A 22445-nucleotide genomic window follows, 5' to 3' on the forward strand; every position below is an offset into this window, starting at 1 on the left:
GATTATCGGTAATAGTCTTTTGACAGCTGCTTGGCGGCCTCTCCTCTGCGCCAGCGTCTACGCAATTGGGCGTTTTGCCAGGCTTGATTCAGTAGACCTAGCCGTTGCAAACGGCGGCCATCGGTGTAAAGGGGTAATCTCAGGCTTAGCAACTTGACTTGGCAAGAGAGTCGCTGCACCAAATCGAGATCTTCCATCAAAGGGATGGGTTTGTATCCCCCGATGTGTTGGTAGAGCCTTTTGCTGATGAGCAAGCCTTGATCGCCATAGGGCCTTTGCAGCCAATGACTGCGAAGGGCCACAGCTAGTTCCAATAGACGCAGTTTTGTTCCCTGCCCTTGGATTTTGTAGTCGAAAAACCAAGCATTCAGCTCTCCTGCTGACTGAGTAATCACTGCTTCAACGACAGCGGGCCATTGGGGGGGGAGTCGGCTGTCGGCATGCAGGAACATCAGCCAAGTTCCTTTGGCATGGCATGCTCCATGGCTGAGCTGAGCACCCCGATTGGGATTGGCTACTCTCAGTACTTGAGCTCCTGTGAGTTGGGCAGCGAGTTCTGTGTCATCACAGCTGCCAGCATCAACGATCCAAAGGTCAAGGGGTGTCGGCCAGCGTTGGAGATCGGCCAACAGCAGTGGTAGACGGCTGGCTTCATTGAGGCTCGGCACAATCACGCTGAGGTGATGTCCCACCTCACTTAGAGCTGAGATGTTGCTCATTGATGAGAAGTTTTGAGCGGCATTGCTTCCCTTTTGAAAGAGGTCATCTTGTTCTTTCTCGACCCGTTTTTCTTGCCTTAAACGAGTTGTTCCCTGGTTCATATCCTTGTCATATCAATCCTTCCTCGCATGCTTGCCATGGTGAAAGATCTTCAAGGCAATCGAGATCGTTTTGTTGACCAAGTAAGCAAGGGCTTACTCCTGCATCCGCTGCTTTCTGCAGTGTGACTTGCTTCACTTGATTGCTACCCCAAGGAATGCCGCAGAAGGGCCAGCGTGTCACGGGCTTTACCAAGCGCCCTGAGAGTCCAAGTAACCAATAGCCCCCATCAGTAGCGGGTCCAAGTACGAACTCATGCTCTTGCAAAGCTTCTAGGGCCTGAAGCAGATCACGATCACAGAGATTTGGCAGGTCCGTGCCGATCAGCAATGTGGTGCGGCCCATTGTGATTTGTGGATGGTGTCGTTGCTGCACTCGCAAAACCTGTCGACGCATCCGTTCACCCAGGCTTCCCTTGCCTTGAAGCTCCACTGTGTTCACACCTTGATCGTGTGCCCAGCGCTTGGCTGCCTTGGGAGCGAGGCCAGTGATCCCGAATTGCAGCTCGACCAGGCCTCTATTGGCCAGATGATTGGCCACGCTCAGAGTGTGTTTGGTAAGCCTGGCCTGGATTGATGCTGCACGCACTATTCCAAGAGTGTCGGCCAGTCTTCGTTTGCATCTGCCTGCTGCCGGCCAGCGGGCCATCACCACCAGTGCAGGTTTTGCCATTTCAATTCACCCCTGCCGGGGTAGCTCTGCTGGTTTCACGATTAATTCGATCGTCTTGTTGTTTCGTTCAAGGGTGAGCGGCATGGGCTTGCCAACCTCTCCACGATCAACGGCAAGTTGTACTTGTGAAGGGTCGCGGACGACCTCACCATTGACTTCACGAATTAAGTCGCATTGGCGCACGCCGGCTTTGTCTGCAGGGCTGCGAGACATCACTTCAACAACGAGAACAGCATTAACTTCAGGCACTTGGCATGCCCCTCCTGTTGCGTTGATTTCTTTGGCTAGCTGGGGGGTAAGGCTCTGCAGCCTTACCCCGATATAGGGATGAGAAGCTTGCCCTCTCCCCACGATTTGTTGGGCAATTCGTTTGGCCAGGTTGATCGGTACTGCAAAACTCAGCCCGCCTCCCGGCGCAACTTTGATGGCAGTATTGATTCCGATCACCTGTCCTGAGGCATTGATGAGTGGTCCTCCGCTATTGCCAGGGTTTACGGCGGCGTCCGTTTGGATGTAAGGAACTCGTTGCCCCCCCCCTAAGGCGTTGGTGCGGTCGACGGAGCTGATGATGCCTGCAGTAACGGTGTTGTTGAGTCCAAGAGGATTGCCGATCGCGATTGCCCATTGCCCAGGCTTGATGTTGTTGGAATTGCCGAGGGGGGCTACGGGAAGTTTCTTCGCTACGACTTTGACCACGGCTACATCTGTAAGGGGATCACCACCAAGCACTTTGCCGCTGTAATTGCGTCCATCTGGAAGGGTTACTGATACCTGTTCTGCCCCATCAACCACATGAGCATTGGTGAAGATCAGCCCGTCAGAGCGTGTGATGAAACCTGACCCTTGGCCGGCTTGCCGTTGGATGGGAGGTCCGCCGCCGAAAAAGTTGCCAAGGGGGTTTGCGATCCGTTTCACCGTGTCGATGCGCACCACTGCCGGACCAACTTGTTCCACCGCAATCACGATCACATTGGTGCCAGGCTGCAGAGGCGCTGACTTGGGTGGATCACTGACGACAGGGGTGTTGTCTGGGCTTGTCTTAGAACCAATGCCGATACGTTGACGTAACCCTTCGTTGCAGCCACTTAGGTTGATGCTGATGAGGATCAAGCCAAGCCATCTGAGCGGATGCAGCCTGTGGGCAGATAGGGCAAGGGTCATGACAAACGCAGGTGCCAGGGAACGAGAACATCAGGGTCTTATTAAAGACGGCTTGCTCGATAGAAGTTGCGTAGATTCAGCCATCGAAGAGGAAAGGATGTGGTGCTAACGGGCAATGAGCTGTGGTCCAAGGTGCAGCAGGCCCTTCAGCACAATCTCAGCAAACCTACGTTTGAGACATGGATTCGTCCTGCCATTTGTAGTGGTTTTCGGGACGGGGAGTTGACTCTGATTGCTCCAAATAGCTTTGCAAGTAACTGGCTTCGCAAGAATTACGTTCAGACAATCGAGGCGGCTGCGGCCAAGATTTACGGCCAGTCAGTGAGGGTGTCCGTTCAGGCTCAGGAGGAAGACTCTGCTGAGAGGGTGTTGCCACCAATGACATCGGCGCCCATCCCTTCACCTTTGCCTACTGCAGAAACAACCACTGCCTCTGTAGCCCCTTCTAGTGGCCCTCGGCGGATTCTTCCAGGCCTGAACCTGCGCTATGTCTTCAATCGGTTCGTCGTGGGGCCTAATAGTCGCATGGCCCATGCTGCTGCGCTAGCCGTTGCAGAAGCTCCTGGGCGAGAGTTCAATCCTTTGTTCATTTGCGGCGGTGTTGGCCTGGGCAAGACTCATCTGATGCAGGCTATTGGTCACTACAGGCTTGAGATCAATCCTGAAGCAAAGGTGGCTTATGTTTCTACAGAGACCTTCACGAATGACTTAATTCAAGCTATTCGCAAGGATGGTATGCAAGCTTTCCGAGATCGATATCGGGCCACTGATTTGATTTTGGTTGACGATATTCAGTTTATTGAAGGCAAGGAATACACCCAGGAAGAGTTCTTTCATACCTTTAATGCTCTCCATGAAGCAGGTAGGCAGATTGTGATCGCTAGTGATAGACCTCCAAGTCAGATTCCAAAGCTTCAAGAACGCCTAATCTCTCGATTCTCTATGGGCTTGATCGCTGATATTCAGTCGCCTGACCTTGAGACTCGCATGGCAATTTTGCAGAAGAAGGCGGAACAGGAACGCATGATGCTGCCTCGCGATTTAATTCAGTACATCGCTGGGCGCTTCACCTCCAATATCCGTGAACTTGAGGGGGCTTTGACCAGGGCAGTTGCCTTTGCTTCGATCACGGGGCTGCCAATGACAGTTGAATCGGTAGCGCCAATGCTTGACCCTAATGGTCAAGGTGTGGACGTTACCCCACAACAAGTGATTGATAAGGTCTCTGAGGTTTTTGACGTGACTCCTCAAGACATGCTTAGCAGCAGTCGAAGGCGGGCCGTTAGCCATGCTCGGCAGGTGGGCATGTACCTGATGCGTCAGGGCACTGATTTGAGCTTGCCTCGCATCGGTGAGACTTTTGGGGGAAAGGACCACACCACAGTGATGTATGCCATCGAGCAAGTGGAGAAAAGGTTGTCCAGTGATCCTCAGTTGGCTAGTCAGGTTCGGCGTGTGAGAGATCTGCTGCAGATCGATTCACGCCGTCGGCGATAGGTTTCAACAATTTGATTATTTGACAAGATTAGATGAGGTGTATGAGATTTTGTTTGCATCAACATCAGCCTTGCAATGCCTTTCCCTCAAAGCGTTCCAGATGTCACCTTCAAGACTCGCGTGCGCGATGAATCTGTGCCCGGGTCTAATCCATTCCGCTGGCAAGACCTGACTAGTGCTGAAATCTTTAAGGGGCGCAAGGTGGTGGTGTTAGCCCTGCCAGGAGCTTTTACACCTACGTGCTCATCCAATCATTTGCCACGTTATGAGGAGTTGCATGCAGAACTTGTTGCCCAAGGTGTTGATCAGATTGTCTGTCTTTCAGTGAATGATGCTTTTGTAATGTTCCAGTGGAGCAAGCATTTGGGTACCAAGAATATCTTTATGCTCCCTGATGGGAATGGAGAGTTCACTCGTAAAATGGGCATGCTTGTTGAGAAATCCAACCTAGGCTTTGGTTTGCGTTCCTGGCGCTATTCGATGCTAGTGAATGATTGCAATATTGAAAAGATGTTTGTTGAGCCTGGCTTTAGTGATAATGCTGATGGTGACCCGTTTGAGGTTTCGGATGCTGATACGATGCTCGCTTACATGAAGGGTGTGCAATCAGCTGGTGTTAGTTCCCCGCGCCGTGAGTTTGAGGGTTAAACCCTTCACTTCTCACACTCTTGCCTGTTTATTACATATAAAACTGATTATCTTTTCCTGCTTCACTCTATAGCTTACGTAACAAATAGCAATCCTCTTCTAGGACTGAGTCTTTGTCGACAAGCTCTTTGACTTCGTCAAGTTGCTTTGAGAGGCTGATGTAATTTGCTTGATCGATCAATTTGTAGCCTAAGAGATTCTCGTGGAATGTTTCGCTGAGTGTATTGGGAGAAAAGTGTCCTATCCCGTAGCCTTTCTAGCTGAATTTCCTTAGCCTTTGAAACATTGCCTTAGAAGTTTCGCTTGGCTTGAATGCATTCAGTGCGAGAAGGCTTCCGGCTATTTGTGTTTGCTGTAGATGTTTAAAAAGTGAATTGACTGAGTCTTGCGAAAGACAGTATAAAAGCCCTTCCATGAGAATAAATGATTGGCGTGACCCTATCCATTGGCTTAATGAGTCGAATAGTTTTTTGTTTTCGCTGCTGTTATTGAGGTCTGTTGTACAGAGGAATAGAATGTCTCTTTCTGGGAACTGCTGAGAGGATTGAAGCTTCTGTATTCTTTGCTGCTTTGACTTGATCAGGTTGGGCTTGTCTACTTCGCAGGATGCTATGGGAGTGTTGATTGGATAGGGGTAATTGGTGAACCCGGCGCCAATATTGATAAACACTCCATTTGTTGTTTGAATGTGGAACTCTCGAAGCCTTTCTAGAAAAAATCGATGTCTGAGGCAGTGGGCAATATCTTCGGATTCACCTACCTCCTTAAGGTATCGATTCGCAAGCTTCTCAGCTGGTTTGGTGACCCATAAATGTGCAAAGTTGTCGAGGCTAATGTTGGTATATTTTGCCCTAAAGCAATTAACCACATGCGCTGAGGCGTCTACTCCAGGAAGCAAGTTCTTTTATTTGTTGTAATCACTTTAGCGAGCTGTTGATCTTTCATGGCATCAGAGTCATCAAGAGATGCTTGAGGAAGGAGAAGCTATGGACAGCGCAGCTTGCTGATTAGCAGGCTCAAAAGTAGAGCGGCTGCTGGATGCCCTTGTAAAGGTGTTTGCCAAGGATTCAATCCGACAAGAGGTGGCTTAAGCAGGCTTGAGGGGCTGCCTCCTACAACGTCGCCATGCCAGCAAGCTTGGAGGCCTAGACATGGCAGGAGTCGATGTAGGCAATGCCGATGTCACAACTAGAGAGAATTGCTTTCAAAGTGGCCACCAAGCCAGGCTGTCTCTATGAAAAAACCCATGAGTAGGAATGGGCTTGCATCAGAAATAATCAGTAGAGCAGGCATTAATTGCTGCTTGCTGACTATTAGTCGCTGCATTTATTTCTCTCGGTAGAAAGTCATCAGTGCTACCCCCCCCCCGTTGCTTCCTGCAAAAGCTGTAAGGCAAATGCTGTTTAAAAAGGATTGATAGCTCTGCGATAGATCACCAGAAAGGATCATCGGCGAACTCCACCTTGAGTTGGCATGACTTCGTTCTGGGAACGATGGCGATGCAGGCTCTCACCACTTCTCCATTCACTTCAATCTCACAAGCACCACAGCTCCCTTGTAAGCAACCTGTGGGAATGATGATTCCTGCGTCTCGAGCAACCTGGAGCCAATCAATCCCTGGTTCTGTAAGGGAGCTTGTGCCATTGGGCCATTGAATCTCAATCTTAGAGATCGTCATGTTCCCAGCAGTGGGTTGATGTTGACATGTTCTTCGAAAACATCGGCGAGACGATTGAGTAGTTGTTCTCTTTGTTGCTCATGGTTGGATATATCGGTCGGCAAGTCTGCTAAGCCCTTTTGCTTCCGGATCAGATTGAGCCACAGCCTTCGCCAGCGACCATTCTCGAAAATCCCGTGCAGGTAAGTTCCCGCGACTTGGCCGCAGCTCTCATTTTTACTGACCCAACCCATTGAGGGATCGTCAGCCATAGGGAGGACAGACTCATGGCTCCCTTGAATGAGTTGGCTATTGCCATGGTGTAATTCAAATCCCTTCACCTTGGCATTGTCTGGCCACTGGGTAATCCTTTGGCATTGTCTTAGAGCCTTGCTGCGTTTGAAAACGGTATCTAGAGGCAGCAGATTGAGTCCTGCCATGCTGCTTGATGGTTCTGTTGTTATGACGCCTTCCAGACCTAGGGGATCTGCCAGAGTTCGCCCAAGCATTTGCATGCCGCCACAGATGCCAAACACATGCCCGCCGCTTTGGGCGTAGGTTTGCAACTGACGTCCTAAACCACTGCGGTTTAGCGAATTTAGATCGCGCAGTGTCTGCTTGCTGCCGGGAATGATGACAGCATCTGGTATCCCGAGGAATGTGCCGGGTTCAACCCATCGCAGCTCAACTGTGGGTTCTGCTTCTAATGGATCGAGATCGGAAAAATTACTTAGGGATGGCAATTTCAAGACAGCGATTTCGATCTCGGCATCATTTTTTTTGCCTCTTCTCTCCAGTAGATCAAGGGAGTCTTCGGGCGGGAAGAGCTCTTCCAGCCATGGCATTACACCGATGACGGGAATTCCGGTTTCGGCTTCTAACCAATCGCGCCCTTCATCAAAAAGTTCGCGTCGGCCACGGAAACGATTGATGAGTAGCCCGCGTATCAACTGCTTTTCTACCGGCTTCAGTAAAGACAGGGTTCCCATGATCTGGGCAAAAACACCACCGCGTTCGATATCGGCAACGAGCAAACAGCGGGCACGCAGGAACTGAGCCAATCGCAGGTTGGTGAGGTCTCGCCGTTGCAGGTTGACTTCCACTGGGCTGCCTGCACCTTCCAAGACAAGCCGGCCATGGATGTAAGAGCATTGAAGGTCTTTTAGCGCCTCACGGATGACGCTCCATCCAGGACGGAACCATTGCTCGTAGTAGGTCTCGGCACGCGCCGTGCCAACGCTTTGACCAAGATGGATGACTTCACTGGTGCTGTCTCCCTGGGGTTTGAGCAGCACAGGGTTCATGGCGCATTGGGGCTTGAGTCCTGCCGCCCAAGCTTGCAGGGCTTGTGAATAGGCCATCTCTCCGCCGCTCTCATCAACCCAGGCGTTGTTGCTCATGTTTTGCCCTTTGAAGGGTATGGGAGTTTCGCCTCGACGAAGCAGCAGCCTGCAGAGAGCGGCAGACATTAATGATTTACCAGCTCCACTGGATGTGCCTAACACCATCAGGGGGGTCGACATCCCATCGGTGCTCATTGTCTGGGCCAAAGTCGACGCAGATTGTGTTGCAGTCGTTCGAAAATCCCAGCTCGTTGTGTTGGTAACCCTGGTGACTGTTCAAGTAGCTGGCGGCCCAAGGGGGTGAGACGTATTTTCGCTGTCAACCCCTGCCCATCGACTTCACGGCGCAACACACCAACGGTAATCAACCAGCGAAAATCGGCTTCAACAGCATCAGCACGCTGAAACCAGCTGCATCCAGGCAAGCAGTATTGCCGGGCTTGCTGCCAAACGCTCTCAGCATTGAGCCCTGTTGATTGGGCATCGGTATAAAACCTGCTGTCAAACCGAAGACAACGCATGGCTTGGGCAGCACGTTTTTTGCTGCGCATGTCAAGCAATTCCATCTCGCTTGTCATGGCAACGGAGGCAAGGTCGACCATTAATGGCAGCCTAAGAACTTGTTCTCGCTGCTGTAATTGTGTTGATGCTTGCCTCGGCTTCTCCAGCCCGCCGTCGACTGCTTCAACAGGCCGCGATTCCCCATCAAGTGATGGTGAGTGGGGTTGATGAAGAGACTATCCACCATGTTGATCCAGTGCGACTTGTCCAGCATTTAGCGGAGGCGAAGGCTGGGGTGGTGCATCAACAAATTAAGGCGGCTTTGCCGGTGCTTGGCTGCGATTCAGTGTTGGAGTTTGATGGCACAGTGTTTGGCAAGCCTGCCACGGCGGTGGAAGCCAGTAGCCGTTGGCAGCGAATGGCTGGGGCGTGGGGGCTTTTGCATACCGGTCACTGTTTGCTCAGTGTTAATGGTGAGCGCCTCAGCGAAACAGTAACGACACGTGTGCTGTTTGCTGCCTTGAGTGATTCTGAGATCGAGGCTTATGTGGCAACTGGTGAACCATTGTTATGCGCGGGTGGCTTTGCTCTTGAGGGTCAGGGTGGCTTGATGGTGGAGCGCCTTGAGGGTTGTTTTAGCAATGTGATTGGCTTGAGTTTGCCCCTGTTGCGGCGCTGGTTGCTAGTTATTAATGAATAATTTGGATTAACTGATAGTGAGTTATTGAAAGCTTGGCATTGATTTTTCCATTGTTAAGGTTGATCATTGCTGTGGTTTTTTGAGGCAAGTTGTTGTTCTTCAGGTTCTATTGAGCATGTGATTGTTGCGCTGTGTTTTTTTTTGATGTCCTTTGGCTTCATGAAAAAAAAACCCTCGCCGCAATGGCGAGGGTTGAAGGTTTTCCCGATTAACAAGATCGATGCTTGATGTTGAGAATCAGTCCAGATCAGGCATTGACAAGGCTGGTTCGGTCTTACGATCGATGCCTTTTTCAAACCCTGCTGCAACAGCCCTGGCGCGACCAGCGTGGAACCAGTGCCCCACGATGGTGAACCAAGCTAGGAAGAACGCATGACCAGCTAACCACTGGCGAAGGTTCACGAAGTTAACCGAGTTGGGCTCGGTGATGATTCCACCTACTGAATTGATGGAGGCGTTGGGGGCGTGGGTCATGTATTCAGCAGCACGGCGAACTTGCCATGGCTGAACATCGTTCTGAAGCTTGTCAAGGCTCAGGCCGTTAGGTCCACGCAGTGGTTCTAACCAAGGACCACGGAAGTCCCAGAAGCGCATCGTTTCTCCACCAAAGATGATTTCACCAGTAGGAGAACGCATCAGGTATTTACCAAGGCCTGTTGGCCCCATGGCAGTACCAATATTTGCTCCAAGGCGTTGGTCACGAACTAGGAAGGTGAAGCTCTGGGCTTGAGAGGCTTCGGCGTTCGATGGACCGTAGAACTCTGATGGATAGGCGGTAACGTTGAACCATATGTAGGCCGTGGCAATGAAACCACAACAGCTCAGGCCAGCAAGGGCGTAGCTGAGGTAGGCCTCTCCGTTCCAGATGAAGGCTCTACGAACCCATCCCCATGGCTTGGTGGCAATGTGGAAATGGCCGCCAACGAATAGAAGAGCAGCAACGTAAATGTGGCCGCCAATGAGGTCTTCCATTGAGTTGACACCAGTGATCCAACCGGTACCTCCCCAGGGAGAACTGAACACGTATCCAAAGATCACGCCTGGATCAAGTGTGGGGCTGGTGATTAATCTCACGTCGCCACCACCTGGAGCCCAGGTGTCATAGATGCCGCCAAAGAAGCAGGCCTTGAGGATCAGAGCAAGAGCTCCCCAGCCTAGAAAAATCAGGTTGTAACCAAGAATGTTGGTCATCTGATTTTTGTCTTTCCAATCAAGCCTGAAAAATGGAGAGCTGTAATCCTGAAGTTTTTCAGGGCCGGCCAAGGAGTGATAGACCCCACCCAAGCCGAACACAGCAGAGATGATTAAGTGCATCACCCCGCAATGGAAGAACGGGTAGATGTCTACGATTTCGCCACCTGTACCAACGCCATAACCAAGCGCTGCCACATGTGGCATCAAGATCAGGCCTTGCTCGAAAATTGGCTTGTCGAAGGTGAAGTGACTGACTTCGAACAGGAGCATGGCTCCTGCCCAGAAAGTCATCAGACCTGCATGGGCAACGTGGGCGCCAAGTAGGCGTCCAGAAAGGTTGATGAACCGGGCATTACCTGCCCACCATGCGTAACCGGTGGATTCAAGGCTGTACCCCCCGGCATTCTGCAGTATGGAAGATTTAAAGGGCGTTTCCACGTGGCATTACCTCTTCAGGGAATACAAAGTTTTCGTGAGGTTGGTCCGCAACGGACATCCAGGCTCGGATACCTTCGTTAAGAAGAACGTTCTTGGTGTAGAAGGTCTCGAATTCGGGGTCTTCAGCGGCGCGGACTTCCTGCGAGACGAAGTCGTAGGCACGCAGGTTGACTGCTAAGCCAACGATGCCAACAGAAGGCGTCCACATGCCCATGACAGGCACGAACAGCATGAAGAAGTGCAGCCAGCGTTTGTTTGAGAAGGCGATTCCGAAAATCTGGCTCCAGAAACGGTTGGCGGTGACCATTGAATAGGTCTCTTCTTCCTGGGTGGGATCAAACCCTTTAAAGGTGTTTGACATAGCGCCATCTTCGAACAAGGTGTTCTGCACCGTTGCGCCATGGATGCCACAGAGCAAGGCACCACCGAGGATTCCTGCTACTCCCATCATGTGGAAGGGATTCAGAGTCCAGTTATGGAAGCCCTGGAGGAAGAGAATGAAGCGGAAGATTGCTGCAACCCCAAACGAGGGAGCAAAGAACCAGCTGTGTTGTCCTAGGGGGTAAATGAGGAAACACGCCAAGAAGACAACGACTGGGCCTGAGAAGGCAAGTGCGTTGTAGGGGCGGATGCCAACCAAACGGGCAATCTCGAACTGTCTCAGCATGAAGCCGATCAGAGAGAAGGAGCCGTGAAGGGCTACGAAGGTCCAGAGGCCACCAAGCTGACACCAGCGCACGAAATCACCCTGAGCTTCAGGGCCCCATAGCAGCAGCAAGCTATGACCCATCGCATCTGCGGGGGTGCTTACAGCGGCGCTAAGGAAATTGCAGCCTTCCAGATAGGAACTTGCAATGCCGTGGGTGTACCAGGAGGTAACGAAGGTGGTGCCGGTAAACCAGCCTCCTAGGGCCAAGTAGGCCGTAGGGAACAAGAGGAGGCCAGACCAGCCAACAAAAACGAAGCGGTCGCGCTTGAGCCAATCATCGAGGACGTCAAACCATCCCCGCTGAGGCGCGCGTCCTACAGCGATCGTCATGGGAAAAAAAAACGGTGCGGTTCTGCCGCAAGCTGTGGGATACCCGAAGACTTTAACAATCCCCAAGGGGCCTTTGGGAGAGAGTTGCCATGAGCTGAAACCCCTTGTAGTGGTGTTGCTCCTTTGGCTTGCTTCAAATCTGCCCGTTGTGGGCTGTAGCAGTCCAGAATGGAGATTCATATTGGGTAGTCATGTCAGCTGATCTCCAGGAAACCCCTAAGGCCGGAGATGCTTCTCTGGAGCGGCTTGAGCAATCGGTTCTCGGTTTTCGACGTCTCTCCAATCAGCTCTTGGCCGTAATCGTCACAATCGGCGGCCTTGGCTTCACACTGACTTGTCTGTCTAGTTATTTGGGGCGAGATCTTCTTCCCATCGGCAGTCCTTCGACTCTTCTATTCGTGCCTCAGGGCTTGGTGATGGGTCTCTATGGCATAGCAGGTTTGCTGCTGGCGAGTTACCTCTGGGCGATGATCAACATCAATTTGGGTGCAGGTAGCAACAACTTTGACAAGGCTTCCGGGATGGTGAAAATTTGCCGTCGCGGATATTTCAAGCTGATCAGCGCGGAGTTCCCCCTCAAGGATGTCAAAGCCGTCAAGGTTGAGGTACGTGATGGTTTCAATCCCCTTCGCCGCTTGTCCTTGCGGGTTCAAGGTCGGCGAGACATCACTCTTACCCGCGTCGGTCAGCCTCTCCCCCTCGCACAGTTAGAACAGGATGGTGCTGAGCTAGCGCGTTTTCTTGACGTGAATCTTGAAGGGCTCTGAATTTTGTTGCTCGCATCCCTTGCGCGTTTGATTCGGCGTCAAAACATCTGGGGAATTCTGCTTTGTGTGCCCTTATTGGTTGGCTGCAGCAAGTCCACTACGGCATCGATCAAGGCGGTTTGTTCCTCGCTGACTAGCCCCTGCTTGCAAGGCAAAGCCAATGTGCTGATGAGTACGAATCGAGGCGCAATCACCCTTGAGGTGGATGGTGATGCTGCTCCTGTTACCGCAGGTAATTTCGTCGATCTTGTTAAACGTGGTGTCTATAACGGCACTGTTTTTCATCGGGTCGTGAAAGAGCCCGTTCCCTTTGTTATTCAGGGCGGTGATCCTGCTTCAAAGGATCCTAAAACGCTCAAGATCAATTACGGGAAGGGTAGTTTCATCGATCCCGCCAGTGCTCAGGCCCGCTTCATTCCCTTTGAAGTGAAGTTGAAAACAGATGACCAGCCTCGCTATGGAAAGTTGATCACCAACCCCAGAGAGTTGCTGCAATTGCAATTGACTCATAAGAAAGGGGCTCTGGCTATGGCTCGTTCTCCGGCGCCGGATTCAGCTAGTGCTCAGTTTTACATTGCTTTGCGCCCTTTGCCCGAACTTGATGGCCGTTATGCCGTTTTTGGCAGGGTGATCAAGGGGTTTGCGGTGGTGGATTCGATTCAGCAGGGTGATCGTATTTTTAAAGCCAGCCTGGTAATGGCGAAATAAAAACCCTTAAGACATTGCCAATCACTTAGGCCGGTATTCGGCTCCCGCTCGGAGAGACCTTTAAGAGTTCGGTGTTTACCCCTGAGGCCCTTACCAGAGCGACTTTGCCGGTGCGGGCGATTTCGATGATCCCGTAAGGCGTCAGCAAGCTTTCGAGCGCCACCAGCTTGCCTGGGTCACCCACCACCTCAAGGGTAAGCGCGCCATCGGCCACATCAACCACTTTCGCTCGGAAGACCTGAACGAGATCGAAAATGGAGCTGCGCTGGTGAGCGGGTGCGGAAACTTTGAGCAGCATCAGTTCTCGTTCGACTGCAGGTTGCCTGGTTAGATCAAGCACCTGCAGGACGTTCACGAGTTTGTCGAGCTGTTTGCTCATCTGTTGAAGGGCATGATCGTCTCCCTCTACAACCATCGTCAGTCGGGATTGTCCAGGCGTTTCGGCTGGGCCCACCGCAAGGCTGTCGATGTTGAAACCACGGCGTGCAAAAAGTCCTGCGATCCGGCTTAGAGCTCCGGATTCGTCTTCGACTAGCACTGAAAGGGTGTGCTTCATGCCCTTTGTTGATCATTCCCTAAATTAAGGTTCAGCCAGCTGAATACGGCTTGATCAAAAGCCTGAGTGGATTCGTCATGGGGGCAATGGCCAGTTTCATCAAGCACTGAAAGCGTTATCCATGGGTATTGATGCTGCAGTCGATGGCCAATTTTTAATGGCACAAAACGGTCCTCTCGTCCCCAGAGAAGCAATATGGGGGGGCGATCGGGCCTGCTAGCCAGGCGTTTTAGTAATCGAGGAGCTGTGCAGCCAACTGGCCGCAGTGTCATGCCAACGCACATCGCTCGTAGGGCCCGAGCTGCCGAGGGTCGCCTTGCAGGTTGGGCGATCAGGTGTTGTAGCTCATGGTCTAACTGGATGGAGTGGTGGTAGGCCATCTGAAGAGCTGCTTTAAGGAGTGGCGTTCGTGCGATGAGAGGAACAATCAGTTCCAGAGGCAAGAGGCGGAAGATGATTGCGATCAACTTGTGCTTCAACCGGCGCCACCAGCGGGTGGGGTGGAAGCTCAATGGTTCAACCAATGCAGGATCTGGTAATGGAGCTGCTACCACAGCTCCAACAAGGTCTGGGCGGAATGCGGCTGTGGTGAGAGCCGTTAGTGCTCCAAGAGAATTGCCTATTAGTACTGCTTGTTGAGAGGGGCTGGCCTGGACAATTTGCTCAAGAAAGGCTGCTAATTGTTTGCCCCACATTCGATTGTCGAGGCGTCGAAATTGTTTAAGTCCTGGCTGGGCTGAAGCTCCAAAACCGATCAGATCAAGGCTGTAGACGCGGAATCCTGCCGCTTTTAGGGGTTCAGCATTGTGGCGCCAATGAGCGCTGCTGGCACCGAATCCGTGGATGAGCACGAGTGGCCGTGCATCCTCTGCTCCCAGTACACGCCAGTGACAACGTAGGCCTTGCCAATACCAATCATGGGATTCGCCCCAGTCAGCACCTGTCTCTTGAATGGCCCGCTCGGCAGTCTGGAAGTCAGTTGCAAACAAAGCGGCTTGAACCAACCCACCACCCACTATCGCGAAGGCTCAGTCGTTTTGGAGCCAGGAGGTGGTTTCTTCCGCCCAGAGTCTCGTCCTTCCCGTGATCTTTCGGTTTTATTGGCTGCTTTTCAGCAGCAGAGGAGAGAGAAGTTTTCGCCTGCTTTGCGCTGGTTGGACCTTATGGCTGGTTGCGGTATACGAGCTTTGCGCTGGGGGTTGGAGGCTGTTAAACCCTCATTGTTGGCGTCAGGAGTAGAGCAGCTGCCAGAGCTGTGGGTGAATGATGCCGATCTTGAGCGCGCTTCTCTTTTGGAGAGGAATTTGGCCCCTCTGCGCCAAGAGCAAATCTCGCTAAAGCTTTTTCATCAGCCCGCTGAGGTCCTGCTGAGCCGTGCCTACCTCGATCAGTGTCGTTTTGATCTGATTGATCTCGATTGTTTTGGTTGTCCGAATGCGTTTCTGCAACCTGTGTTGCAGGTTCTCGCTTCTGAGGGGTTGTTGCTGCTTGCAAGCAGTGATGGTCGCTCTCCCACAGGTCATGACCGGCCAGGGGCAATTCGCAGTTTGGCTGCTGCGGCTCGTGTACATCCAGCCAGCTGGGAGATCGCTTTGAGGCTGCAGCTTGGGGTTCTTGCACGACATGCATGGCTGCTAGGGCGTGGTTTGGAGCCCCTGGTCAGCTTTAGTGAAGGTCGTACTTTTCGTGTTGCGGCAAGGATCAAGCGTCGAATTGCTGCTGGTGAGGAGAGTCAGCTTGGGCTTTTAGCTCGCTGTGAGGCTTGTGGTGCTCAGCTTGCTCAACCACTGCTGTCCCTGCAGGGATGGTCAGGGTGTATGTGTTCTCAAGGAGGTGGCCGTTGGGCGGTGAGCGGTCCTCTTTGGCTGGGTCCCCTTCAGTCGCCAGTTGTGTTGGCCGATTTGTTGGTGTTAGCAGAACAGTCGATCGTTCCGATCGCATCCGCCACACTTCGGCTGTTGCATCGCTTGCAGTCTGATATCGGTTTGCCGGTCTATTGCTGGTCCACAGCTGAACTGGCCAAGCGTCTGGCTTTGTCTGGCCCGCCGTCTGTTTTGGCATTGGTCAAGGCTTTGCGTTTTGCTGGCCATGAGGCTTGCGGCAGTGGCGTGATGGCAGGACAACTACGAACCGATGCGACAGTGACCGAGCTTTTGCGGATTTGCCACGAGATGTGTCAGGAAAGGCGTTAAATGGTGTGCGTGATTCACATGCCCATTCATGGCTTCGGAGATTTTCGGGATTGCTGCCGTCTTCTGGGTGTTGATCCCAGTTGGTCTTGCAGGTGGTGCTCTCTTGTTGAAGCTTCAGGGGGACTGAAGTTCGCAGACTGGAGTCGCTCGATATAGGCTCCTTGCTTGTATTGAAGGGCCCTATGCAGGTTCTGGTGGTTGGTGGAACTGGCACCCTTGGGCGGCAGATAGCTCGCCGTGCCATTGATGCTGGCCATCAGGTCCGCTGCATGGTCCGTAAACCTCGTAAAGGGGCTTTCCTGCAGGAGTGGGGTTGCGAGCTCACCTGCGGCGATCTGCTTGATCCGGAGACTATTGATTACGCTCTTGATGGCGTGGATGCGGTCATTGATGCGGCCACGAGCCGTCCCGATGATTCTGCGAGTGTCTACACAACCGATTGGGATGGAAAGCTCAATCTGCTGAGGGCTTGCGAGAAAGCAGGAGTGAAGCGCTACGTCTTTCTTTCTTTGTTGGCAGCTGAGAAGCATCTCAACGTGCCACTGATGGACATCAAATTCTGCACCGAGAGGCTGTTGGCAGATTCGTTATTCGATTACACGATTTTGCAGGGTGTGGCCTTTATGCAGGGGTTGATCGGTCAAATCGCCATACCTGTTCTTGAAAACCAGACGGTTTGGGTGAGTGAAACGCCTACAGCAGTTGCATACATGAATACCCAAGACGTCGCACGTTTTGCTGTGGCTGCTTTGGAGCGTCCTGAAACGATCCGCCGCAGCTTTCCTGTCGTGGGTCCGAAGGCTTGGACCTCTGAAGAAATTGTGCAATTTTGCGAAAAGTCCAGTAGTAAAACAGCCAAGGTGATTCGTGTGTCACCTTTTCTGATCGGATTGAGCCAGAGAGTGGTCTCATTCTTTGAACAGTCAGTGAATATGGCTGAAAGGCTTGCTTTTGCAGAGGTCACTGGAGGGGGAATTGCTTTGGATGCACCGATGGATGACACCTATTCCTGCTTTGGCTTGGATCCGTCGGAAACCACCCCTCTTGAGAGTTATATCTCCGAGTACTACGACACGATCCTCAAGCGTCTGCGTGAGATGGAGGCAGATCTCGACGAGGAAAGCAGGAAAAAGCTGCCTTTTTAAGGAATCCTCCATCCAGCACTGGCGCGAGGATGGTTTATTTGTACTATTTGCATGTCTGTTTTGCTCCTGCTGACATGTCTGTTGTTCAAGTTAAAAACCTGCAGCGCCGACTAGACAATTTGTCTTGTGAGGCTATTCAGGAGCTCGATCGGGCTTGTGGGCATGAGCTTTGGCGCAACCTTGGCTTCGATGCCTTTGACGGCCTCGAGGATGCTGAGCGCCGAGCTAGGGCCAATTACTACTACGGCCAGTTGCAGACAGTGAATGAGTTGTTGGAGGCCTTGGGCTAATGCCCTTGGGTCATGCAGGTTTAGCCATCGATTCTTTCCCTACCGACCACAATGGATTGATCTTTCTTGAAGGTCTTTTTCATGAGCAGTAGCTGCTGTAGTCCCTCTGCTTCAGGCCCTGGAGCTGATGAGTTAGATCAGACGCAGGCTGTAGAGGAGCGCTATGGAGCTGCAGCGCATGCCCAGGAAGCTTGTTTGTGTACCCCTGTGGCTTTCGATCTCAGCCTGCTTAAGGCCATCCCTCGTGAAGTTGTAGAGCGCGATTACGGCTGCGGTGACCCAACTCGCTGGGTTAAGCCTGGTGACACTGTGCTTGATCTTGGCAGTGGCAGTGGCAAGAACGCTTTCATTTGTGCCCAGCTGATCGGTTCGGCAGGTGCCGTGATTGGGGTGGATCGCAATGTTGAGATGCTCAACCTGGCTCGTCAGGCCGCACCAGTTGTGGCGGAGCGGATTGGCTTTACCAATGTGCGCTTTGTCGAGGGCGCTATCGAAGCGCTTGAAGCCCCTCAGGTTGATGGAGCTCCGCTTATTGCCGATCGGTCGATTGATGTGGTGTTGAGCAACTGTGTGCTCAATTTGGTGAATCCTGCAGATCGTCAGAATCTGCTGGCCAACATTCGCAGGGTTTTGCGGCCAGGTGGACGGCTTGCTGTTAGCGATATCGTCTGTGATAAGCCAGTACCCCTTGCTCTTCAGCAGGATCCGGAACTCTGGAGTGGCTGCATTAGTGGTGCCTGGCAGGAAGAGGCCTTCCTGCAGGATTTTCGTGCTTTGGGCTTTGAGAAGGTGAGCTATGCCGATCGTTCTGATCAACCCTGGCAGGTGGTTGAAGACATTGAATTTCGCGCCGTCACGCTTGTGGGTCAGCTGCCGGACGATTGAGGAGGGACAGCAGGAGGTTGGCCTCTCCTGATGAGACCTGCCTCCATTGGCCAGGATCCATCCCTTCAATGCTGAGGGGTGGCTCACCATCAATAAGCTCGATGCGATGACGGATCAAGCGAAGGGTTGGCAGCCCTACGGCTGCTGTCATCCGTCGAACCTGTCTGTTTCTCCCTTCTTTTAACTTCAATTCAAGCCAGCTAGTGGGGATGCTTTTCCTCACACGGATGGGTGGTTCACGCTCTCTCACGATCGGAGCAGCTTTTCCCTTCAGCCAGCTCACTAGGGCAGGACGGGTTCTCTTTCCCTTGATGATCACTCCTGAAGCAAGTTTTTGTAGTTGACTTTCACTAGGAGAACCTTCTACTTGTACCCAATAAACCCGCCAGTGGCTCAAATGGGGATTGGTGAGTCGATGCTGCAGGCGCCCATGGGCAGTGAGAACCAAGAGGCCTTCGCTGTCAGCATCTAGGCGGCCTGCCGCATACACCCTGGGTATTGGGATCAAGTCTGCTAAGCACCTCCACTGGCTGCCCTGTTCTGGGGTGAACTGGCTTAGGAAGCCGTAGGGCTTATTCAACAGAAGGGTCGTGAAGTCGTCTGCTTGGGTGGTCAGCTGATCAGTCAGTAGACGCGAGCAGTATCAGCATAGATAAATCGTTGTAGGGATCGTCAGCGCTTGATTGCTTCAATAGAAATGAGTCATCGTTTAAGCCTGAGTCTTAACGGTTGACCATCATGGAGCGTGGCGAAATGACAATCGGCCCTAGAGACTTTTTGACTCTGCCGTGTTTGCAGGGGCCGCAACCTAAACTCCGATTGAACCAATGAGCCACGGCACAACCGCATGATCGAAACCTCGGGTGTGATTGAGAAGGAACAAGGCAACGGGTTCTATCTGGTCACCCTTGAGCAGCCCGCCGGTCATCAGTGTTTATGTCGTGCCGCCGGCAAGCTCACCAAGTTCCGCATCAAATTGCTCGCTGGTGACAAGGTGCTGGTGGAGATCAGTCCCTATGACCTCACTCGAGGCAGAATCACTTATCGAGAGCGAAATGCTGGAGCCCCAGGGGGGCGCCCGGGTGGAAATCGCCCTGGTGGCCCACGACGACGTTAATCAGCTTCATAAGAATAGATGGGCTGGACTTGAATCCTTATAAGGATTGACAGTGCTGCTTGTTAGGTTTTGCCACTTAAGCTTTCATGTGATAATGATAAAAGCTGTTTTTTACTGGTAGACAAATCTTTGTTGCTTGATTCCAATTTTGTACTAAAGAATTGTTGTTGCGTTGATCAATTAAATAGCCTAGGTGATGATATTATTGGTGACAACAACTCTGGTAATAATCTCTGAGAAGTGATAATTTTGCTCTCATGAGTTGAGGCTTTCATTGCTTCTCTGACAGCTTGACTTCTGCGCGTAAAATATTTCAAGTCAGCAGAAATCCCTGGTTAAATTTGCCTAGATCTCTAGGGCCTCGTCTGCGTCGCTTGTTTTGTCGTAGGAATGGTTTTTGCTGGAAAGGTTCGGCACCGCAAGAACTGAGGCCTCAAGTAGTTCGTGATGTCCACCTGGACATGTGATCCACTCGCGGAATTCTTGGGTGATGGCGTAACTGTCTTCGTAGCTCTCTTTGCTGTCTAGTAAAGCGATTCTGGCGGATGCCCAACACGTTGAAACGCTTATACGTCGTCGAATAGCTGTGTTCATGATTGGTCCCCATTGGCCAGAGAATTGCATGTAAGTGGTCTGTATTTGGTTTGATTTTATAGAACGTCGCATTTTTCTTTTGGAAAAGTTGTCGTCAACGCTGCAAAAAACTGGGCAGATTTGGTGTGCGTAGTCGGATGACAGCACCTGCTCCATCGTTGACTGCTTCGAGTGGCAGGCTTGGGCCTCGCCAGTGACCCATCGTTGTGTTTTCCTCTGCTTTCGCTTTGCTGTCTCTGATGAGATATGGCTCTGTCTTCGACCAGCTTCGGGCATGGCCCATCAGTAAGGGATCTGCAGGTGCAAAGACATAGGAAGGGTGACGAGGTACCGGCTCTAACGATGCTCTTGCTGTGGAGATCCTTACCGCGCGAGTGATTCCCTGGATGAATCTGCTGCGCGTTACCACCGTTGTGAGATAAGCAACCACGCGAAGTCTTGGGGCATCGAATCCCTCGGCACACATGTCGATGCTGACTAACCAGTCGGCTTTGCTTGTTTGGAAGGCTGCCAGGCGAGCACTGGCATCACGGTCTTGGGAGTGCACCAGCTCGACACGATCGCCTTCCTCTTGCAGGAGCTGGGCGATGCCACCAGCGTGTTCGATATCTCTAGCGATCACAAGGCCTGCTGCATCGTGATGGTGGCGACGTACCTTCTCAAGTTGACGTCGTGCACGTAGTAACAGTTGCAAGGCAATACTGCTTGAGTCTGAGATCCGAATAGCCCTACGTAGATTGCGTGCTCGCCAGCTTTCACGCACTTCAGCAGAGAGGGGTGAGACATCTCGATCGGGCTGTCCAGGACGGCTGTGTTCCACCCAGCCATCCTGGAAGCGGAATTCGAGGGGGCGCACATCTCCAGCATGAATCAGCTCACTGGGTTCCACGCAGAGATCTGGGCTGATCTGCTCCACCAGAGCTCCCTCGGCTTCTACGCGCACTCTTCGGGCTGCACAGAAGGCCAGATTGTCGGCGCGGAAGGGCGTGCCAGTCAGACCAAGCCGTATTTTGCTGCTGCCAGTGAGAGCAACAAAGGTGCGTCCCCAGGCTGGCCCCTGAGGTTCATCTGGATTCATCCCGAGGTGGTGGGCTTCATCGGCAATAGCGAGTAAGCCGTCACCGGCCCAGTCTTTTAGTTCTGCTATCAGGGTCTCTAACTGAAGACCGGCACCTTGATAGGTCACTGCCCAGCCGTCTGCTTGTTGGAGGATCTCGGGTTGTGCTGGGCAGGCTTCCCAGTCCTGCAAGTTGAGTCCTAGTTGTTTAGATGCTTGGTGCCATTGATTCAGGATCGAGTTGCGGTGGCAAAAAACTATGAATCGCGTTAAGCCACCCCCTCGCTGCATGGCCTCGAAGCTGAGGAGGGCGCCGAGGGTTTTGCCTGCACCTGGGCCCGCATGCACAAGCACATCTCGCCCTTGGATTGCCTGTGGAGACAGTCTGCGACGAAGCAGCTGAATCAGCTGTTGCTGCCAAATCCGGGGTCGGATTTTGGGCTGGCAGGACTCTCCCAGCAGTTCAAAGGAAGGCTTGGAGATGACATTGCACGAGAAGATAGGTCTTTCTAACCATTTATTTCGCTGCTGGCATCTTTAGCTTCTGGCCAAGAGCTTCTGGGGTTTTCGGCCCCCTGGCACCATGGCCAAGCGCCGCCATTCATCACAGTTTATTTTTCAGCAACGCCGCAGCCTGGCGCAGTGCTGGCTCCATGAATTTGACATTGATCCGCTGATCCTGAGAGCACGCTGGCTCCATAGCCAAGGGTTGAAGCTTGAGGCCTTGGCTATGGAACAGGAGTTGTTACCAATTGTCTGACTGAGTTCAGAGCGCTTCGGTGTGGTTTACGAGCAGGTGCTCAACTTCATTGAGGCCTTCGCTTGCGGCAGTGTGTGCGATCTCGAAGTTGCCCTGAGCCTCATCCATGAGTTGACCAGCTAAGCGATCGAGCAATTGCTCCTTTTTCTCCTTGAGCATCGTTAGCAATTCGTTTTCGATCAGCTTTTGAACGGCTGATGCCCTCAGGGTGTCTGAACCGGCTTCAGCAAAGGTTCCCTGAACCAGTTCTTGAATGAACAGTCGGTGGACTTCACTGCTGCGGAGGAAACTCTCGGTGGCGTTGATAATCCCGTCTACCAAAGCCTTGTCAGGCTCCGACTCCTGTTTGTCGAGCTTGAATTCCCAATCCAAATGGCGTCGCTGCCATCCTGCGGAATGGAGGCTCGGCATCACTGTTTGGGAGAAGGTATCCACCGAAATCTCGTAGATCCGTTCTGCCAGGCGCTCACACCATTCTCTCCCGTGTCCCTGGAGGTTGTTCTGCATTGTGGAGCGCTCCACGGCATGGCCTCCGTGATGGCTATGGCAAACACCATCTGGACATTCGATTGCGGTTAGGCCCATTGAGGCAGTTGGAGTCAACACTCCTTCATAGCTAAAAGTTCAGCTAAAAAAACTTTTCTTCAGGAAAGCTCCCGGTATCGGGAGGTCGACCCCGTAATCTCGCCTGGTTAAACCAGTCTT

At 52.4% G+C, this 22445-nt stretch carries 28 protein-coding genes; 13 read left to right on the forward strand and 15 right to left on the reverse strand.

What is annotated here, in order from left to right:
* Positions 1–2: 2 nt before the first annotated feature.
* The 3 genes from SIB79_RS02525 to SIB79_RS02535 all read right to left on the reverse strand — a co-directional run bounded on the left by SIB79_RS02525 (position 3) and on the right by SIB79_RS02535 (position 2652).
* Entirely contained in the window at positions 3–719 is a 717-nt protein-coding gene (locus SIB79_RS02525; protein WP_063403827.1) for a TIGR04283 family arsenosugar biosynthesis glycosyltransferase, read from the reverse strand.
* A gap of 109 nt (positions 720–828) precedes the next feature.
* On the reverse strand, positions 829–1491 hold the full coding sequence (locus tag SIB79_RS02530; protein ID WP_063403758.1) for a TIGR04282 family arsenosugar biosynthesis glycosyltransferase: 663 nt from the start codon (positions 1489–1491) through the stop codon (positions 829–831).
* Between the two features lie 6 nt (positions 1492–1497).
* Positions 1498–2652 (reverse strand): trypsin-like peptidase domain-containing protein, encoded by a 1155-nt coding sequence (locus SIB79_RS02535; protein WP_063403759.1) that lies wholly within the window; start codon positions 2650–2652, stop codon positions 1498–1500.
* A 99-nt stretch (positions 2653–2751) separates the two neighbouring features.
* On the opposite strand from SIB79_RS02535, the gene dnaA reads away from it, so the two are divergent.
* Entirely contained in the window at positions 2752–4149 is a 1398-nt protein-coding gene (dnaA, locus tag SIB79_RS02540; RefSeq protein WP_063403760.1) for a chromosomal replication initiator protein DnaA, read from the forward strand.
* Positions 4150–4224: 75 nt separating this feature from the next.
* The gene (locus SIB79_RS02545; RefSeq protein WP_063403761.1) at positions 4225–4797 is read left to right on the forward strand and encodes a peroxiredoxin; all 573 of its coding nucleotides are present in this window, start codon (positions 4225–4227) and stop codon (positions 4795–4797) included.
* 256 nt (positions 4798–5053) lie between these two features.
* On the opposite strand, the gene SIB79_RS02550 is transcribed toward SIB79_RS02545, so the two are convergent.
* The 4 genes from SIB79_RS02550 to SIB79_RS02565 all read right to left on the reverse strand — a co-directional run bounded on the left by SIB79_RS02550 (position 5054) and on the right by SIB79_RS02565 (position 8375).
* The gene (locus SIB79_RS02550; RefSeq protein ID WP_413681170.1) at positions 5054–5665 is read right to left on the reverse strand and encodes a class I SAM-dependent methyltransferase; all 612 of its coding nucleotides are present in this window, start codon (positions 5663–5665) and stop codon (positions 5054–5056) included.
* 564 nt (positions 5666–6229) lie between these two features.
* A complete protein-coding gene (locus tag SIB79_RS02555; RefSeq protein ID WP_063403762.1) occupies positions 6230–6475 on the reverse strand; it encodes a 2Fe-2S iron-sulfur cluster-binding protein in 246 nt (81 codons plus the stop codon).
* On the reverse strand, positions 6472–7992 hold the full coding sequence (locus tag SIB79_RS02560; RefSeq protein ID WP_413681130.1) for a cobyric acid synthase: 1521 nt from the start codon (positions 7990–7992) through the stop codon (positions 6472–6474). Before SIB79_RS02560 ends, SIB79_RS02555 begins: the two co-directional genes overlap by 4 nt.
* Positions 7989–8375 (reverse strand): Npun_F0494 family protein, encoded by a 387-nt coding sequence (locus SIB79_RS02565; protein ID WP_236072642.1) that lies wholly within the window; start codon positions 8373–8375, stop codon positions 7989–7991. Before SIB79_RS02565 ends, SIB79_RS02560 begins: the two co-directional genes overlap by 4 nt.
* A 62-nt stretch (positions 8376–8437) precedes the next feature.
* Between SIB79_RS02565 and SIB79_RS02570 the strand changes: the two genes are divergently transcribed.
* Complete coding sequence (locus SIB79_RS02570; RefSeq protein WP_063403763.1) at positions 8438–8998, forward strand: nucleoside triphosphate pyrophosphatase; 561 nt, start codon at positions 8438–8440, stop codon at positions 8996–8998.
* 237 nt (positions 8999–9235) lie between these two features.
* On the opposite strand, the gene psbC is transcribed toward SIB79_RS02570, so the two are convergent.
* Both psbC and psbD read right to left on the reverse strand, forming a co-directional pair.
* Positions 9236–10630, reverse strand: a complete 1395-nt coding sequence (gene psbC / locus SIB79_RS02575) for a photosystem II reaction center protein CP43 (RefSeq protein WP_063396110.1) — start codon at positions 10628–10630, stop codon at positions 9236–9238.
* Positions 10614–11669, reverse strand: coding sequence for a photosystem II D2 protein (photosystem q(a) protein) (gene psbD, locus SIB79_RS02580; protein ID WP_011130550.1), 1056 nt, complete (start codon positions 11667–11669; stop codon positions 10614–10616). Before psbD ends, psbC begins: the two co-directional genes overlap by 17 nt.
* Between psbD and SIB79_RS02585 the strand changes: the two genes are divergently transcribed.
* Genes SIB79_RS02585 through SIB79_RS02595 form a run of 3 tightly spaced genes read left to right on the forward strand, consistent with a single transcriptional unit; the run spans position 11668 to position 13144 of the window.
* Entirely contained in the window at positions 11668–11871 is a 204-nt protein-coding gene (locus SIB79_RS02585; RefSeq protein WP_063403764.1) for a hypothetical protein, read from the forward strand. The two genes, psbD and SIB79_RS02585, sit on opposite strands and share 2 nt — an antisense overlap.
* Positions 11861–12436, forward strand: coding sequence for a photosystem I assembly protein Ycf4 (locus SIB79_RS02590; protein WP_011130549.1), 576 nt, complete (start codon positions 11861–11863; stop codon positions 12434–12436). The genes SIB79_RS02585 and SIB79_RS02590 overlap by 11 nt, the downstream gene beginning before the upstream one ends.
* A gap of 3 nt (positions 12437–12439) precedes the next feature.
* Positions 12440–13144: a peptidylprolyl isomerase gene (locus SIB79_RS02595; protein ID WP_063403765.1), complete on the forward strand. Its 705-nt coding sequence runs from the start codon at positions 12440–12442 to the stop codon at positions 13142–13144.
* Positions 13145–13169: 25 nt separating this feature from the next.
* Here SIB79_RS02595 and ilvN read toward each other — a convergent pair whose 3' ends face one another.
* Positions 13170–13700, reverse strand: a complete 531-nt coding sequence (gene ilvN / locus SIB79_RS02600) for an acetolactate synthase small subunit (RefSeq protein ID WP_011130547.1) — start codon at positions 13698–13700, stop codon at positions 13170–13172.
* Positions 13697–14704 (reverse strand): alpha/beta fold hydrolase, encoded by a 1008-nt coding sequence (locus tag SIB79_RS02605; protein ID WP_081215667.1) that lies wholly within the window; start codon positions 14702–14704, stop codon positions 13697–13699. The genes ilvN and SIB79_RS02605 overlap by 4 nt, the downstream gene beginning before the upstream one ends.
* Between SIB79_RS02605 and SIB79_RS02610 the strand changes: the two genes are divergently transcribed.
* From SIB79_RS02610 to SIB79_RS02630, 5 genes are all read left to right on the forward strand, one after another.
* A complete protein-coding gene (locus SIB79_RS02610; protein ID WP_063403766.1) occupies positions 14618–15892 on the forward strand; it encodes a N2,N2-dimethylguanosine tRNA methyltransferase in 1275 nt (424 codons plus the stop codon). The two genes, SIB79_RS02605 and SIB79_RS02610, sit on opposite strands and share 87 nt — an antisense overlap.
* 28 nt (positions 15893–15920) lie before the next feature.
* On the forward strand, positions 15921–16019 hold the full coding sequence (gene petM, locus SIB79_RS02615; RefSeq protein ID WP_011130544.1) for a cytochrome b6-f complex subunit PetM: 99 nt from the start codon (positions 15921–15923) through the stop codon (positions 16017–16019).
* Between the two features lie 55 nt (positions 16020–16074).
* Complete coding sequence (locus SIB79_RS02620) at positions 16075–17037, forward strand: NmrA family NAD(P)-binding protein (protein WP_063403767.1); 963 nt, start codon at positions 16075–16077, stop codon at positions 17035–17037.
* A gap of 74 nt (positions 17038–17111) precedes the next feature.
* Positions 17112–17327: a hypothetical protein gene (locus SIB79_RS02625; RefSeq protein WP_011130542.1), complete on the forward strand. Its 216-nt coding sequence runs from the start codon at positions 17112–17114 to the stop codon at positions 17325–17327.
* 81 nt (positions 17328–17408) lie between these two features.
* Complete coding sequence (locus SIB79_RS02630; protein WP_063403768.1) at positions 17409–18212, forward strand: methyltransferase domain-containing protein; 804 nt, start codon at positions 17409–17411, stop codon at positions 18210–18212.
* On the opposite strand, the gene SIB79_RS02635 is transcribed toward SIB79_RS02630, so the two are convergent.
* Positions 18181–18792, reverse strand: coding sequence for a pseudouridine synthase (locus SIB79_RS02635; protein WP_236072643.1), 612 nt, complete (start codon positions 18790–18792; stop codon positions 18181–18183). The genes SIB79_RS02630 and SIB79_RS02635 overlap by 32 nt on opposite strands.
* Positions 18793–19059: 267 nt before the next feature.
* Between SIB79_RS02635 and infA the strand changes: the two genes are divergently transcribed.
* The gene (gene infA, locus SIB79_RS02640; protein ID WP_006041809.1) at positions 19060–19329 is read left to right on the forward strand and encodes a translation initiation factor IF-1; all 270 of its coding nucleotides are present in this window, start codon (positions 19060–19062) and stop codon (positions 19327–19329) included.
* Positions 19330–19674: 345 nt separating this feature from the next.
* Here the strand turns inward: infA and SIB79_RS02645 are convergent, their stop codons facing one another.
* Together SIB79_RS02645 and SIB79_RS02650 are read right to left on the reverse strand one after the other, a co-directional pair.
* Positions 19675–19923, reverse strand: a complete 249-nt coding sequence (locus SIB79_RS02645; RefSeq protein ID WP_063403831.1) for a hypothetical protein — start codon at positions 19921–19923, stop codon at positions 19675–19677.
* 94 nt (positions 19924–20017) lie between these two features.
* A complete protein-coding gene (locus SIB79_RS02650; RefSeq protein WP_413681171.1) occupies positions 20018–21439 on the reverse strand; it encodes a DEAD/DEAH box helicase in 1422 nt (473 codons plus the stop codon).
* Between the two features lie 124 nt (positions 21440–21563).
* Here SIB79_RS02650 and SIB79_RS02655 point away from each other — a divergent pair, with 124 nt between their 5' ends.
* A complete protein-coding gene (locus tag SIB79_RS02655; RefSeq protein ID WP_196757619.1) occupies positions 21564–21740 on the forward strand; it encodes a hypothetical protein in 177 nt (58 codons plus the stop codon).
* Positions 21741–21746: 6 nt separating this feature from the next.
* Here SIB79_RS02655 and SIB79_RS02660 read toward each other — a convergent pair whose 3' ends face one another.
* Positions 21747–22325 (reverse strand): hypothetical protein, encoded by a 579-nt coding sequence (locus tag SIB79_RS02660; protein WP_041384487.1) that lies wholly within the window; start codon positions 22323–22325, stop codon positions 21747–21749.
* Positions 22326–22445: the final 120 nt, after the last annotated feature.

This window comes from Prochlorococcus sp. MIT 1342 (assembly GCF_047304495.1).
GTDB classification, from domain to species: domain Bacteria; phylum Cyanobacteriota; class Cyanobacteriia; order PCC-6307; family Cyanobiaceae; genus Prochlorococcus; species Prochlorococcus marinus_D.